The following is a 14,784-nucleotide window of genomic DNA, read 5'->3' as shown; positions in this document are numbered from 1 at the left end:
GCCATGGTCGATCGTCCTGTTCGCATCGCAGTCCAGATCAAGCCACAGCACGCGAGCTACGCCGAGATCCGCCGTGCCGCAGCGCTCGCCGAAGAGCTCGGCGCCGACGTGCTCTTCAACTGGGATCACTTCTTCCCGCTCTCGGGCGACCCGGACGGCGCGCACTTCGAGGCGTGGACGATGCTGGCAGCCTGGGCGGAGGCGACCGAGCGCGTCGAGCTCGGCGCGCTCGTGACCTCGGTCGGCTACCGCAACCCGCAGCTGCTCGCCGATATGGCGCGCACCGTCGACCACATCAGCGCGAAGGGCGGCGAGGGGCGGCTGATCCTCGGCATCGGGGCCGGGTGGTTCGAGCGCGACTACGCCGAATACGGCTACGACTTCGGCACGGTGCCCGAGCGGCTCGCGAAGCTGCGCGGCGACCTGCCTTTGATCCGCGAGCGCTGGGGCAAGCTCAACCCGCCGCCCACGCGCGACATCCCGATCCTGATCGGCGGCGGCGGCGAGAAGGTCACGCTACGCATCGCGGCAGAGCATGCCGACATCTGGCACTCCTTCGGCGATGCGGAGACCATCGCCCGGAAGCACGCCGTGCTCGACGAGTGGTGCGCGAAGGTCGGGCGCGATCCGAGCGAGATCGTCCGCTCGGCCGGCGTCAGCCCGAAGCCCGGCCGCTTCCCCGAAGACCTCGACCACTACGTGGGGGCCGCCGACAAGCTCTATGCGGTCGGCACGCGCCTGTTCACGGTCGGATTCGAGGCTCCCAAGTGGGAGACCGGCCACATCCGCGACCTGATCGCGTGGCGCGACGAGCGCAACGCGCGCACGGCCTGAACTGAACGGCACACATCGGCTCGAACAGCGGCCGAAAGCGGCTTGTGCGTGTGCCCCCGGGGCCGAATGGTGCCCTCGCGTCGAATGCTCCCCCTGGCGAACCCGAATAGTCGCCGCTAGCCGAGCTCGACCGAGCGCCCTGTCTCGATCGACTCAAGTGCCGCGGTCGCGAGACGCACCGCGGCCACGGCATCCGCCGGGGCCACACGCACTGGCGCACCGGTTTCGATCGCGGCGAGGAAGTCGCGCAACTGCGCGAGGTACGGGCTCTGGCCGTCTGCGGCGCCGCGCTCCTCGTCACGGGACGAGTGCTCGCGTGAGCCGGCCGAGCCGACCACCGCGAACTCTGTGGTGAACGTGGTGTCAGGTGGCCCCCACACCCCGTCGACACGCGTGAGCACACCGCTCGCGTGCGTGAGCGTGACCGATGCCGATTCGAACGGATGCCCCGCCACAACGCCCTCGTCGCGGGTCGCCTCGACGCGCACGGCCTCGCCGACCAGCCACCGAGCCTGGTCGAGGTCGTGGATCATCAGATCCATCACCACCCCGCCCGACTGCGCCCGGTCGGCGAACCACGGCGACGTCGGATACGCGCCGCCGCGGTAGAACCGCAGCCGCTGCAGTGAGCCGAGCTCGCCGCCATCCACCTCGGTTTTGACGCGCGCATACGCCGGGAACCAGCGCGCCACGTGCGCGGGCAGCAGCAGGCGACCGGATGCCTCGGCGGCCGCGACCAGCGCGAGAGCGTCGTCGACCGTGCGCGCCAGCGGCTTCTCGCAGATCAGGTGCTTCCCGGCGGCGAGCACCGCGCGGCCGAGGTCGAGGTGCGTCGGCGTCGGGGTCGTGACGTCGATCACGTCGGCACCCGTGAGCAGCGCCTCGAACGAGCTGACCGATTCGACGCCGAGCGCTGCGGCGGCGGCATCCGCCCCGCTTCTGCTCCACATCAGCGTGCGCACGCCGAGCGCGCGCAGCTGCCGTGCGTGCTCGCAGCCCATCGAGCCCGCGCCGACGACGCCGACGGTCAGCGGCACCGGCTCAGGCCAGCTTCGTGCCGGCGGCCCACACCCCGCGCACCGCCCAGTCGTGGTCGAGCAGCACGGCATCGGCCGCGAAGCCGGGGGCGAGCAGCCCCAGGCGGTGCTCGAGGCCGAGCGCCCGCGCCGGCACGGTCGTGAGCGCAGCGACCGCCTCGGCCTGGGGAAGGCCCACCAGCTCGATCGCGTTGCGCAGCGCGACGTCGAGGGTCAGCGTCGAGCCGGCGATCGACCCCAGCGAGCCGTCGGCCTCGCGCAGCTTCGCCACCCCGTCGACCACGGCGACGTCCAGAGAGCCGATCTTGTACGCGCCGTCGGGCGACCCGGTCGCGGCCATCGCGTCGGTGATCAGGGCGATGCGCCCGGGGGCGGCGGCGAACGCGAGCTTCGCGACAGAGGGCGCCACGTGCACCCCGTCGAGGATCAGCTCGACCGTCACCCGCGGGTCCTGCAGCGCCGCCACGACGGGGCCGGGAGCGCGGTGGCCGATGCCGGGCATGGCGTTGAAGGCGTGCGTGAGCAGCCGGGCGCCGCGGTCGAAGGCATCCCTCGCCTGCTCGTAATCCGCCTCCGTGTGGCCGACCGCCACTTGCACGCCGGCCTCGACGAACACGTCGAGCGCCTCGAGCGCATTCTCGCGCTCGATCGCCAGCGTGATCTGGCGCAGGGTGCCGCGCGCGGCGGCGATGAGGCGCTCGACGGCGGCGGGCGACGGGTCGATCAGGAAGTCGGGGTTGTGGGCGCCCTTGCGCTCGACGGCAAGGAACGGCCCCTCGAGGTGCGCGCCCAGCACCAGCTCGTCTTCGACGGCGAGGTCGGCGATCGCCTCGAGCGACGCGCACAGCTCGTCGACCGGGTTCGCGACCAGGCTGATCACCGAACGCGTCGTGCCGTGCGCGCGGTGCACCTCGAGCGCCTTCGAGATCGCGTATGCGCCGTCGTCGAACGCGAAGCCACCCGCTCCGTGCGAGTGCAGGTCGATGAATCCGGGCGCGAGGTGAAGGCCGTGGGCATCGATGACAGATGCCAAGGCCGAGGCATGCGCGTGCCAGCCGTCACCCGTCCCGGCCTCGGTGATGACCCCGTCGGCTGCGGCGAACCAGAAGCCGTCGACCTCCCCGGCCGCATCGATCTTGCGGGCCGAGTGCACGACGAGCGCTGTCATGCTCTTGAGGCTAGCGAAGCCCGTCGGAACCGGCTCAGAACTCGCGGCGGTTGACGATCAACCCGGTCGTGAGCGCGACGAGCGTGAAGACACCGAAGATGATCCACTGGTGCATGTCGGCCCAGGCATATGCCGCGGTGCCCATCACGATGATCTCGACGAGCGCCTTCACGAACGGGTCGACCGCGAGCACGGCCTTCGGCGCGCGGAACAGCCCCCACAGCACGATCGCGATCACGGGTGCGCCGATGCCCACGATGAGGTTCAGCCAGAACGGGAACGTCGTGAAGCCCCAGATACCGAGGGTGACGATCGCGAAGACCTCGCAGAGGAAGCGAAGGGCATCGACGATGCCGATCTGAGGCTGCTGCGGCTGGTCGGTGGCGGGTCGTGCGGTCACCCGTTAAGGCTACGTGGCGCTCGGTCACGGAACGGTGAGAACGGCGCCCGCCGGCACCAGCGTTGGGCGATCGTTACCGGAAGATGATGGTGCGCGCGCCGTCGAGCAGCACGCGGTGCTCGCTGAACCACTTCACGGCCTGGCGCAGCGTGCGGGACTCCTCGTCCTGGCCCGTCGCCATGAGCTGCGCCGGAGTCGCCGTATGGTCGACGCGCACGACGTTCTGCTCGATGATCGGGCCCTCGTCGAGGTCGCTCGTCACGAAGTGCGCCGTGGCGCCGATCAGCTTCACTCCGCGGGCGTGCGCCTGGCGGTAGGGGTTCGCACCCTTGAAGCCGGGCAGGAAGGAGTGGTGGATGTTGATCGCCCGGCCGGCGAGCGCCTCGCACAGCTCGGGCGAGAGGATCTGCATGTAGCGCGCCAGCACCACCAGCTCGACGCCGTGCTTCTCGACCTCTTCGAGCACGCGCGCCTCGAAGGCGGCCTTGGCCTGGGCATCCGTCACGGGCATGCTCTCGAACGGCACGCCGTAGAACTGCACCAGCTCGGCGAGGTCGGGGTGGTTCGCGAGCACGAGCGGCACATCGAGCGACAGGTGGCCGGAGCGCGTGCGATAGAGCAGATCGCCGACCGCGTGGCTCGCCTTGGAGGCGAGGATCAGCGTCTTGGTCGGGCGCCCCACGAGGTCGAGGTTCCACTCGAGATCGAAGCGCGCGACGACCGGCGCGAGCGCGGCCTCGAATTCCTCACGGGCGACGGATGCCTCGACCTGCAGTCGCATGAAGAAGCGACCGCTGTCGGCCGAGGCGAACTGCTGGCTCTCGGTGATGTTCCCGTGGGCGGCGACGATCGCTCCGCTGACGGCATGGACGATGCCGGGCTGGTCGACACAGACGAGGGTGAGGACCCAGTGCGAGGGCGCGGAGCTCATGCGCTCAAGGGTATCGGCGGGTCAGCGCCGTCGAGTACGCAGTACTCGGCGCTCTGGGCTCGTTTTGCACGCGAATACGGCGTACTCGACGGCGCTGCGAACGTAGGCTGAATCGCGTGGAATACGTGAAGCTCGGCAGCACAGGTCTTGAGGTCAGCGCCATCACGCTCGGGTGCATGAGTTTCGGCGAGCCGGCCGCGGGCGGCCACCAGTGGGCACTCGGCGAAGAGGCATCGCGCCCGCTCATCAAGCAGGCGCTCGAGGCGGGGATCACCTTCCTCGACACCGCGAACGTCTACTCGGGCGGCACGAGCGAAGAGATCGTCGGCCGCGCGATCAAGGACTTCACGACGCGCGACCAGGTCGTGCTCGCGACCAAGGTGCACGGCCGCATGCGGCCCGGCCCCAACGGCGCGGGGCTGTCACGCGCGGCGATCATGATGGAGATCGACAACTCGCTGCGCCGCCTCGGTACCGACTACGTCGACCTCTACCAGATCCACCGCTGGGACCCGACGGTGCCGATCGAAGAGACCATGGAAGCGTTGCACGACGTCGTGAAGGCGGGCAAGGCGCGCTACCTCGGGGCATCCTCGATGTGGACGTGGCAGTTCGCGCAGGCGCAGTTCGTCGCCGAGCTCAACGGCTGGACGCCGTTCGTCTCGATGCAGGACCACTACAACCTGATCTACCGCGAGGAAGAGCGCGAGATGCTGCCCTTCTGCGAAGAGACGGGCATCGGGGTCATCCCGTGGTCGCCGCTCGCGCGCGGCCGCCTCACCCGCGACTGGGACGAGACGAGCAACCGCAAAGAGAAGGACGAGTTCGGCAAGACGCTCTACCGCGACAGCGACCGCGTGATCGTCGAGCGCGTGGCGCGCGTCGCGGAGGAGCTGGGGATTCCGCGGGCTCAGGTCGCCCTGGCGTGGCTGCACCACCAGCCCGCGGTCACTGCGCCGATCTTCGGCGTGACGAAGCCCAATCACATCACCGACGCGGTCGCTTCACTCGACGTCGAGCTGACCGACGAGCAGCTCGACTTCCTCGAGGAGCCGTACGAGCCGCACGAGGTCGTCGGCTTCTGATCTGCCGATCGCCAGTCGCCGCCTGCTAGCTTTAACGCGTCGCGACTGGCGTTGAGGTGGGCTACCACCGGGGAGCGGCACTGACCTACGGATTCGGCCGCACGCCTGGGCCGATACGGTTCCCCGTACGCCATCCGTTGTGTCAGAAAGGCAACAGGCCATGGTCGACAACTTCAACGCACCTCTCTCCGAGGTCGATCCCGAGATCGCCGAGGTTCTGCGCCTCGAGCTGGGCCGCCAGCGCGACTACCTCGAGATGATCGCGAGCGAGAACTTCGTTCCGCGCGCGGTGCTCGAGTCGGCCGGCTCGGTACTCACCAACAAGTACGCAGAGGGCTACCCCGGCCGCCGCTACTACGGCGGCTGCGAGTTCGTCGACATCGCCGAGCAGCTCGCCATCGCCCGCGCGAAGGAGCTCTTCGGCGCCGAATACGCCAACGTGCAGCCCCACTCGGGAGCTTCCGCCAACGCCGCCGTGCTCTCGGCGATCGCGACGCCCGGCGACACGATCCTCGGCCTCGAGCTCGCCCACGGCGGCCATCTGACGCACGGCATGAAGCTCAACTTCTCCGGCAAGCTCTACAACGCCGTCAGCTACGGCGTCGACCCCGAGACCTTCCTCGTCGACATGAACGTCGTGCGCGACAAGGCCCGCGAGCACCGCCCCGCCGTGATCATCGCCGGCTGGTCGGCCTACCCGCGGCAGCTCGACTTCGCCGCCTTCCGCGACATCGCCGACGAGGTCGGCGCGAAGCTCTGGGTCGACATGGCGCACTTCGCCGGCCTCGTCGCCGCGGGCCTGCACCCGAGCCCCGTTCCCTACGCCGATGTCGTGTCGTCGACCGTGCACAAGACGATCGGCGGCCCGCGCTCCGGCTTCATCCTGAGCCGCGACACCGCGCTCGCGAAGGCGCTCAACTCGAACGTCTTCCCCGGCCAGCAGGGCGGCCCCCTCATGCACGTCATCGCAGCCAAGGCGACCGCCTTCAAGCTCGCCGCGACCGACGAGTTCAAAGAGCGCCAGGCTCGCACGATCTCGGGCGCCCGCCTGCTCGCCGAGGCGCTGACGAGCGACGAGGCCCGCGAGTCCGGCGTCAACGTGCTCACCGGTGGCACCGACGTGCACCTGGTGCTCGCCGACCTGCGCGAGAGCGAGCTCTCCGGCCAGGACGCAGAGAACCGCCTGCACGAGGTCGGCATCACCGTGAACAAGAACTCGGTGCCGTTCGACCCGCGTCCGCCGATGGTCACCTCCGGCATCCGTATCGGCACGCCCGCGCTCGCGACGCGCGGCTTCGGCGACGCCGAGTTCGCCGAGGTGGCCGACATCATCGCGAAGGCCCTGCGCCCCGACTACGACCCGTTCGCGCTGCGCGCTCGCGTGCAGAAGCTGACGGATGCCTTCCCGCTGTACCCGGGCCTGGAGTACTGACCCCGCTGAGCGCGCTGAACCCGCTACGGTCGACGGCATGGTGAACACCGACCACCCTGCCGTCGACCGCGTGCGCGCTGCGCTCGCTGAGCACGGGCTCACGCCCGAGATCACCTGGTTCGAGGTGGGCACGCCGACTGCGGCCGCCGCGGCCGAGGCGCTCGGAACGACCGTGGGCGCCATCGCGAACTCGCTCGTCTTCACGCTCGACGGCGAGCCGATCCTCGTCATGACGAGCGGTGCGCACCGCGTCGACACGGAGTGGCTGGGCGAGCGGCTGGGCGGCACGATCGAGCGCGCGTCGAAGGATGTCGTGAAGGAGGCCACGGGCCAGACGATCGGCGGGGTGGCACCCGTTGGCCACCCGGCGCCGGTGCGCACCTTCGTCGACGTCGCGCTGCGGCAGTACGAGGTGCTCTGGGCCGCCGCCGGCCACGCGCACACCGTCTTCCCGCTGAGCTACGCCGAGCTGCTGCGCGTCACCGGCGGCACCGAGGTCGAGGTCGCGCCGACGGCGTAGGCCGCACCGACGGGCCAAGTCGCCTGAGAAAACTCTTGCCCCGGTTCCGGTTACTCGTGTAACTTCACCCGCAGTTACACGTGTAACCGCACCATTCGTCGGGCGCAACGGAGCGGGCCCCACCCGAGGAGAACGCGATGAATCAGGACCGGCCCGCGAAGTCGGCGACCAGAGCCGAAGTGGCGCAGCGAGCCGGTGTCAGCACCGCGGTCGTCAGCTACGTGCTGACCGGTGCGAAGCGGGTCAGCAGCGCGACGGAGGCACGGGTGCGCGCGGCGATCGACGAGCTCGGCTACCGGCCGAACGGAACGGCGCGTGCGCTGCGAACGGGGCGCAGCTCCATGCTCGGCATCGTGATTCCCGACATCGGCAATCCGTACTTCGCCGAATTCGTGCGCGAATTCGAACGTGCCGTCGCCGGGCGGAACTTTGCGATCACCGTCGCCAGCTCGCACGGTGACCCGGAAGAGGAGCTGCGTCTGGTCGAGAGCCTGCGAGGGCGCGCGGTCGACGGCCTCGCCGTCGCAAGTGTCGTGCACGCCGCCAGGCGTGCCGAGGTGCATGGAGCCGGCGGCCCGATCGTGTGGATCGACGCCTTCGACCCCGAGCCCGGCTCGTTCACCGTGGGGGCGGATGCCGAAACCGGCGCGCGTTCCCTCGTCGAGCACCTGATCGCCGTGCACGACCGGCGGAACATCGCGATCGTGCTCGCCCCGAGCCGGCGACCCGGCATCGAACCGCGTGAGGTCGGCTGGCGCTCGGCGCTGCGTGCAGCGGGCCTGCCAGACGGGCCGATCGAGCTCGTCGACGACTGGACCCGCGAGTTCGGCGCCGGTGCGGGTCGCCGTCTCTTCACCCGTCCAGACCGGCCCGACGCGATTTTCGCGGCTTCTGACTTCCTCGGCATCGGCCTGCTCAGCGCGGCCGCAGAGCTCGGCGTCTCGATTCCCGACGACGTGCCGGTCGTCAGCTACGACGGCACGGCCGAATCGGAATTCAGCATCCCGAAGCTGACCACCTATCGGCAACCGGTCGCGCGGATGGCGCGCGCGACCGCCGACGCTCTCATCGATGCCGTTCCCACCGACAGCAGACATCTCGTCTTTCCGGGCGAGCTCGTGATCCGCCGCTCGTGCGGCTGCACCACGGCCACCGCCCACGAGCCACTCACGACAGGAGATTCATGAACAACCGACCTTCCGCTCGCGCCGTTCTACGCGCCGGTGGCGTCACACTGATCCTCGACATGACAGGCGGCCGCCTTCCGGCAGTGCTCTACTGGGGCGCCGACGCCGGCGCGCCGACCGCCGAGGACCTGGCAGCCCTGGCAGTGTCGGGCATCTCGCCCATCCTGCCGAGCTCGCCCGACGTGCCGCCGTACATCGCCGTGCTGCCGGAATCGTGGACGGGCTGGCTCGGAACGCCCGGCCTCGTCGGGTCGCGCGCGGGGCGCGACTGGTCGCCCAAGTTCGAGGTGGTCGGCATCGTGATCGACGGTGACGAGGTGAGCGGTGAGGCCACCGCGCTCGACGCGCGCACCGTGAGCGTGACCGCAGCGGATGCCGCGGCGGGGCTCGCCCTGTCGATCGACTTCGAGCTCGACCACAGCGGCATCTTCCGCGCCCGCGCCACGGTGACCAACACCGGTGCCGACGAGTACCGCCTCGAGGCCCTGAACCTCGCGTTCCCCGTGCCGCAGTCCGCCGCAGAGACCCTGGACTTCACGGGCCGCTGGGGAAAGGAGAAGGTGCCGCAGCGCCGGCCGATCAGCGTGGGAACGCACCGGCGCGAGGGGCGACAGGGCCGCACCGGCTGGGGCTCCGCAGAGATCCTGCACGCGGGGGAGCCGGGGTTCGGCTTCGCCGGCGGTGCCGTCTGGGGCCTGCACACGGCCTGGTCGGGGAACCACGTGCACTATCTCGAGCGGGTGAACGAGGGCGTCACGGTGCTGGGCGGCGGGGAGCTGCTGCTGCCGGGCGAGATCCGGCTGCAGCCGGGCGAGAGCTACACCTCGCCCTGGCTCTATCTGGCGTATGGCGATGGCCTCGACGAGGTGGCGAGGCGCTTCCACCGGCTCATGCGCGCGCGGCCGCAGCATCCTGAATCGCCGCGCCCCATGACCCTCAATGTGTGGGAAGCCGTGTACTTCAATCACGATCTGCCCACGCTCGTCGAACTCGCCGAGATCGCCGCTGATCTCGGGGTTGAGCGCTTCGTGCTCGACGACGGCTGGTTCGGGTCGCGGCGCGATGACTCGTCCGGGCTCGGCGACTGGACAGTGGCGAGGGATGTCTGGCCGGACGGCCTCACGCCCCTGATCGACCGCGTGAACCAGCTCGGAATGCGCTTCGGCCTGTGGGTCGAGCCCGAGATGGTCAACCCGGACTCCGACCTCGCCCGGGCGCACCCCGAGTGGATCATGGCGACGGGCGGGCGCCTGCCCATCGAGGCGCGGCACCAGCAGGTGCTCAATCTCGCGATCCCGGAGGCGTACGCATACATCCGCGACGCGCTGGTCGCGATCTTCGACGAGAACGACATCGCCTACCTCAAGTGGGACCACAACCGCGACCTGATCGATGCCGGCACGCAGCCTGACGGGCGTCCCGCGGTTCACGAGCAGACGCTCGCGTACTACCGTCTCGTCGCCGAGCTGAAGCAGCGCTACCCGGGACTTGAGATCGAATCGTGCTCGTCGGGCGGTGCCCGCGCCGACCTCGCGGCGCTCGAGCACACCGACCGCATCTGGGTCTCCGACAACATCGACCCCGTGGACAGGCAGCAGATGCTGCGCTGGACGACGCAGCTGCTGCCGCCCGAGCTGCTGGGGTCCCACGTCGCGGCCCGCGTCAACCACACCACCGGGCGGCAGAGCACCCTGTCCTTCCGCGCGGCGACGGCGGTGTTCGGGCACTTCGGCATCGAATGGGACCTGCGGCAGGCGACGCCGGACGAGCGGGCCGAGCTGCGCGAGTGGATCGGCTTCTACAAAGAGCATCGCGCGCTGCTGCATGGCGGCGACCTGGTGCGCCTCGATCACCCCGACCCGACGATCTCGAGCAACGGGGTCGTCGCCGTCGACAGGTCGGCCGCGATCTTCGCCTACGTGTCGCTGGGGCTGAGCGGCCTCGGCACCCCAGGGCGCATTCCGCTCAAGGGGCTCGACCCCGACCGCCGCTATCGGGTGCGGCCGGTGTTCCCCGAGACGCTGCCCGCTCAGGTGCAGTGGCCGCAGTGGTGGAACGGCGGCGACGGCGTGGTGCTCAGCGGTGCGCTGCTCGGCTCAGCGGGTCTGCACGCGCCCTACCTTCCGCCGGAGACCGCCGTCGTCTACCTGGTGACGTCCGAAGAGGGCAGCGACGCGTAGAGCCGCGCGCGCTCGGCGTAGTGCGCGGCATTCGCACGGATGCCGTCCACTTCGGCATCCGTCAGCTCTCGCCTGACCTTCGCCGGCACGCCGGCGACCAGCGATCGGGGTGGCACGACCGTGCCCTCGGTGACGAGTGCGCCGGCGGCGACCAGCGACCCGGTGCCGATCACCGCGTCGTTCATGATCGTGGCGTGCATGCCGACGAGCACGTCGTCTTCGATGGTGCAGCCGTGCAGCACCGCGCTGTGCCCGACCGAGACACCCGCGCCGATCGTCAGCGGCTTGCCGTGATCGACATGGCAGGCCACCAGGTCCTGAAGATTCGAGCCGGCGCCGAGGGTGATCGGCTCGTTGTCAGCACGCAGCACCGCGTTGAACCAGACGCTCGATCCCTCGGCCAAGGTGACGGCCCCGATCAGTGCGACTCCCGGCGCCACATACGCCGCCGCGCTCTCGTCAGGTGTTCCGATGGGCAGCGTCACTCGAATGTCGGCCATGCCCTCTTCCTATCAGTCGCCGTGGTTTGCGTGCGCCACCAGCTTCCGCGTTCCGCTACTCGGATCCGAGTGGCGCACAGCGGAACCTGGTGGCGCAACCGAGGCTCGGCGCGCGGCTTCGGTCAGCGGTCGCGGCGCGCGCCCTGCGACGGCCACACGAGGAACATCTCGGGGCCGCCGTAGCCGTGCTCGGCGAACGCGCCGTCGATCGCCACCTGCACGTGGGTGATCATCGGCACCGGGGTGAGGGCGATCACCGAGCCACCGAAGCCGCCGCCGGTCATCCGCGCGCCGAGCGCGCCGTAGTTCAGCGCGATCTCGACGGCGAGGTCGAGCTCGGGCGTCGAGATCTCGAAGTCGTCGCGCATCGAGCGGTGTGACGCGAACATCAGGTCGCCGATACCCGTCGGCCCTTCGTTGCGCAGCACCTCGACGGTGTCGAGCACGCGCTGGTTCTCGGTGACGATGTGCCGCGCCCGGCGATAGACGACCCCGTCGAGCCGGTCGCGCGCGGCGAGCAGCTGCGGCCAGGTGACATCCCGCAGCGCCCTGACGCCGAGTTCCCGGGCCGCGGTCTCGCATGCCTCCCGACGCGCGGCGTAGTCGCCCGACGCGTGCTCGTGCGCGACCTTCGTGTCGATCACGAGGATCGCGAGGTCGGATTCCTCGAGCCGCAGGTCCACCGTGGAAGACGAGCCGTCCCGGCAGTCGAGGAACAGTGCGGCGCCCTCCTGCGAGAGCAGCGATGCGGATTGATCGAGGATGCCTGTCGGGGCGCCCACGAAGTCGTTCTCGGCCCGGTGGCAGACGTCGACGAGCTGCGCCCCGTCGAAGCCGAGCCGCCACACCTCGTTCAGCGCCGTCGCGAGGGCCCCCTCGATCGCGGCCGACGACGACAGGCCCGCGCCGATCGGAACGTCGGAATCGACGTGTACGTCGAACCCCGGCAGTCCCGCGAGGTCGGCCCCGAGCTGCCCGAGAGCCCAGACCACTCCGAGCGGGTAGGCCGCCCAGCGGCCGGCGTCGCCGACACCCTCCATCGCGGAAGCCCCTGCCGAGACATCCGCCAGCTTCATCGAGACGATCTCGTCGCTCGCCGCGCTCGATACGCGCACCACGTCGTCATCGCGCAGCGCGAGCGCGGCGAAGGTGCGCCGGTCGATCGCGAACGGCAGCACGAAGCCCTCGTTGTAGTCGGTGTGCTCGCCGATCAGATTCACGCGCCCGGGCGACGACCATATGCCAGAAGGCGCATATGAATAGCGCCGTTCGAAACCGGCCTGCGTGTCGTCGATGAGCTCGCTCATACGGGGTTCTCCTCGTCTGCCTTGGCGATCGCGGCGCGCAGGCGCTCGGCTTGGGTCTCCGGTGGGATGTCGCCGACCCAGGCACCCATCGCCGCCTCGCTTCCGGCCAGGTACTTGAGCTTGTCAGGCCCGCGCCGGGGGCTGGTCAGCTGCAGGTTGAGGCGGATGCTGTCACGGTGCGTGTCGACCGGAGCCTGGTGCCACGCCGCGATGTAGGGCGTCGGGTCGTCATAGAGCGCGTCGACGCCGCGCAGCAGGCGCAGGTAGAGCACGCTCAGCTCGTCGCGCTGCTCGGCCGTCGTCTCGGCGAAGTCGGGGACATGCTCGTTCGGCAGCAGGTGCACCTCGATCGGCCAGCGCGCGGCGAACGGCACGAACGCCGTCCAGTGCTCGCCCGCGAGCACGACGCGCGGGCCCGCCAGCTCGCTCGCGAGGATGTCTGCGAACAGAGACGGGCCGTATTCGTCGATGGATGCGATCAGCCGCTGGGTGCGCGGCGTCACATAGGGGTACGAGTAGATCTGCCCGTGCGGATGCTGCAGCGTGACCCCGATCGCCGCGCCGCGGTTCTCGAACGGGAACACCTGGCGCACCCCGGGCAGAGCCGACAGTGCCGCCGTGCGGTCGGCCCAGGCCTCGATCACGGTGCGGGCGCGCGAGCGGTGGATCGACCCGAAGGCGCCCTCGTGCTCCGGGCTGAAGCAGACGACCTCGCAGCGGCCGTAAGACGGGGCCTCGCGGTTGAGGCCGATCCCGCCGAGGTCGCCCGCGGCCGCGGCATCCTCGATCGCCGGCAGCGCCGGCCCGAACGACGGCGACCTGTTCTCGAAGACGGCCACGTCGTAGTTCGCCGGGATCTCTGACGGGTTCCCTGGAGTCTGCGGCGCGAGCGGGTCGAGCGCGGCGGGCGGCATGACGACGCGGTTCTGACGGGATGCCGCGATCGAGATCCAGTCGCCGGTGAGCGGGTCCTGCCGCATCGTGGCGGTCGGCGGCCGCTCGTCCAGCACGCGCGTGTCGGGCGCGCGGTCGGGCGGCAGCGTCGTGTCCGCGTCGTCGAAGTAGATCAGCTCGCGGCCGTCGGCGAGCCGGTGCACGCGCTTCGTGACTCGGGCGGGGGTGACCTGCGCCGAATCCGTCTGAGCGGGGGTCGTGGGGGAGTCAGCCATTCCAGGCATCCGTCGACTTTCTGACGATGAGTTGGGTGGGCGTGAGCCGCAGACCGGGGGCGATCGGGCCCGATTCGATCTGCTCGAGCAGCAGGGCGACGGCGCTCGCGCCCACGCCCGCGAAATCCTGGCGCACCGTCGTCAGCGGCGGCCAGAAGTATTCGGATTCCTGCGTGTCGTCGAACCCGACGACGCTGAGGTCGCCGGGCACCGCCCGGCCCGCCTCGTGGAAGGCGCGCAGCAGGCCGAGGGCCATCTGGTCGTTGGCGCAGTACACCGCGGTGGCCTGGGATTCCTCGAGCAGGCGCATGCCCGCCCGGTAGCCGGATTCCGGCGACCAGTCACCGCGGAGCACCTCAGGGACGTCTCGCCCGGCGTCGGTGAGGGCGCTGCGCCACTCCGCCTCGCGCGCGGCCGCGCTCGAGTAGCCCTCGGGGCCCGAGACGTGCCACACCGTGGGGTGGCCGAGGTCGAGCAGGTGCTGCACGGCGAGGCGCGTGCCCTGGCGCTGATCGGCGTCCACGGAGACCCTGTCGTCGTAGGCGCCGCCCTCGACGATCACGGTCGGGATGCGGGTCGGGAAGTCGATGGCGTGCTCGCGGAAGTCCTGCCGGTCGAGGCGCATGATGATCCCGTCGACGGCCTCGTGGTCGAGGCGCGTGAGTGCCTGGGTGATCTCCCCGGTCGAGGGGTCGTTCACCGAGATCAGGTCGATCGAATAGCCGCGGCGCGCCGCCTCGAAGTTGATGGCCTCGAGCATGCGGCTCGAGCCGAACGACTTGAGGTTGCGCATGAGCACGCCGATGCTCAGGAACCGCCCCGACTTGAGTGCGCGGGCGGCGCTGTTCGGACGGTAGCCGAGTTCGTCCATGGCGGCGAGCACTCGCTCGCGGGTCGCCGGCTTCACGGCGTCGGAGTCGTTGGCGACCCGGCTCACGGTCTGCTGCGAGACCCCGGCGAGCCGGGCGACGTCGAGCATCGACGCCGGGCGCGTCGGCCGTCCCCCCAGGGTGCTCGTCATCGTGCTCCTTGCC

At 70.3% G+C, this 14,784-nt stretch carries 14 protein-coding genes and 1 riboswitch; of the genes, 6 read left to right on the top strand and 8 right to left on the bottom strand.

Annotated features, from left to right (window positions below; genetic code table 11):
- Window positions 1–3: 3 nt before the first annotated feature.
- Entirely contained in the window at window positions 4–834 is an 831-nt protein-coding gene (locus ABD736_RS07595; RefSeq protein ID WP_344791140.1) for an LLM class F420-dependent oxidoreductase, read from the top strand.
- Between the two features lie 116 nt (window positions 835–950).
- Here ABD736_RS07595 and ABD736_RS07590 read toward each other — a convergent pair whose 3' ends face one another.
- From ABD736_RS07590 to purU, 4 genes are all read right to left on the bottom strand, one after another.
- A complete protein-coding gene (locus ABD736_RS07590; RefSeq protein WP_344791139.1) occupies window positions 951–1,871 on the bottom strand; it encodes a Gfo/Idh/MocA family protein in 921 nt (306 codons plus the stop codon).
- A gap of 4 nt (window positions 1,872–1,875) precedes the next feature.
- The gene (gene nagA, locus ABD736_RS07585; RefSeq protein WP_344791138.1) at window positions 1,876–3,039 is read right to left on the bottom strand and encodes an N-acetylglucosamine-6-phosphate deacetylase; all 1,164 of its coding nucleotides are present in this window, start codon (window positions 3,037–3,039) and stop codon (window positions 1,876–1,878) included.
- Between the two features lie 34 nt (window positions 3,040–3,073).
- Window positions 3,074–3,439 carry a YrdB family protein gene (locus ABD736_RS07580; protein ID WP_344791137.1) on the bottom strand — a complete coding sequence of 122 codons (366 nt, stop codon included), beginning with the start codon at window positions 3,437–3,439 and terminating at the stop codon, window positions 3,074–3,076.
- Window positions 3,440–3,512: 73 nt separating this feature from the next.
- Entirely contained in the window at window positions 3,513–4,370 is an 858-nt protein-coding gene (gene purU, locus ABD736_RS07575; protein ID WP_344791136.1) for a formyltetrahydrofolate deformylase, read from the bottom strand.
- A 116-nt stretch (window positions 4,371–4,486) separates the two neighbouring features.
- On the opposite strand from purU, the gene ABD736_RS07570 reads away from it, so the two are divergent.
- The 5 genes from ABD736_RS07570 (at window position 4,487) to ABD736_RS07550 (ending at window position 10,774) form a co-directional block, all read left to right on the top strand.
- A complete protein-coding gene (locus ABD736_RS07570; RefSeq protein WP_344791135.1) occupies window positions 4,487–5,455 on the top strand; it encodes an aldo/keto reductase in 969 nt (322 codons plus the stop codon).
- 31 nt (window positions 5,456–5,486) lie between these two features.
- Window positions 5,487–5,573: riboswitch (ZMP/ZTP riboswitch) on the top strand.
- Window positions 5,574–5,615: 42 nt separating this feature from the next.
- Window positions 5,616–6,887: a serine hydroxymethyltransferase gene (glyA, locus tag ABD736_RS07565; protein WP_344791134.1), complete on the top strand. Its 1,272-nt coding sequence runs from the start codon at window positions 5,616–5,618 to the stop codon at window positions 6,885–6,887.
- 37 nt (window positions 6,888–6,924) lie between these two features.
- Window positions 6,925–7,407, top strand: a complete 483-nt coding sequence (locus ABD736_RS07560) for a YbaK/EbsC family protein (RefSeq protein WP_344791133.1) — start codon at window positions 6,925–6,927, stop codon at window positions 7,405–7,407.
- Window positions 7,408–7,544: 137 nt separating this feature from the next.
- Window positions 7,545–8,594: a LacI family DNA-binding transcriptional regulator gene (locus tag ABD736_RS07555; protein ID WP_344791132.1), complete on the top strand. Its 1,050-nt coding sequence runs from the start codon at window positions 7,545–7,547 to the stop codon at window positions 8,592–8,594.
- Entirely contained in the window at window positions 8,591–10,774 is a 2,184-nt protein-coding gene (locus tag ABD736_RS07550) for an alpha-galactosidase (protein ID WP_344791131.1), read from the top strand. The genes ABD736_RS07555 and ABD736_RS07550 overlap by 4 nt, the downstream gene beginning before the upstream one ends.
- Here ABD736_RS07550 and ABD736_RS07545 read toward each other — a convergent pair.
- The 4 genes from ABD736_RS07545 to ABD736_RS07530 form a co-directional block, all read right to left on the bottom strand.
- A complete protein-coding gene (locus ABD736_RS07545; RefSeq protein ID WP_344791130.1) occupies window positions 10,738–11,274 on the bottom strand; it encodes a gamma carbonic anhydrase family protein in 537 nt (178 codons plus the stop codon). The genes ABD736_RS07550 and ABD736_RS07545 overlap by 37 nt on opposite strands.
- Before the next feature lie 122 nt (window positions 11,275–11,396).
- Window positions 11,397–12,581, bottom strand: coding sequence for a galactokinase (gene galK / locus ABD736_RS07540; RefSeq protein WP_344791129.1), 1,185 nt, complete (start codon window positions 12,579–12,581; stop codon window positions 11,397–11,399).
- Window positions 12,578–13,750 carry a galactose-1-phosphate uridylyltransferase gene (gene galT / locus ABD736_RS07535; RefSeq protein WP_344791128.1) on the bottom strand — a complete coding sequence of 391 codons (1,173 nt, stop codon included), beginning with the start codon at window positions 13,748–13,750 and terminating at the stop codon, window positions 12,578–12,580. Before galT ends, galK begins: the two co-directional genes overlap by 4 nt.
- Window positions 13,743–14,771 carry a LacI family DNA-binding transcriptional regulator gene (locus ABD736_RS07530; protein ID WP_344791127.1) on the bottom strand — a complete coding sequence of 343 codons (1,029 nt, stop codon included), beginning with the start codon at window positions 14,769–14,771 and terminating at the stop codon, window positions 13,743–13,745. Before ABD736_RS07530 ends, galT begins: the two co-directional genes overlap by 8 nt.
- Window positions 14,772–14,784 lie beyond the last annotated feature (13 nt).

The organism is Gryllotalpicola daejeonensis (genome assembly GCF_039538145.1).
GTDB lineage: Bacteria > Actinomycetota > Actinomycetes > Actinomycetales > Microbacteriaceae > Gryllotalpicola > Gryllotalpicola daejeonensis.
The sequence above is the reverse complement of the archived record's forward strand: the minus strand, read 5'-3'. Positions and strand labels throughout refer to the sequence as shown.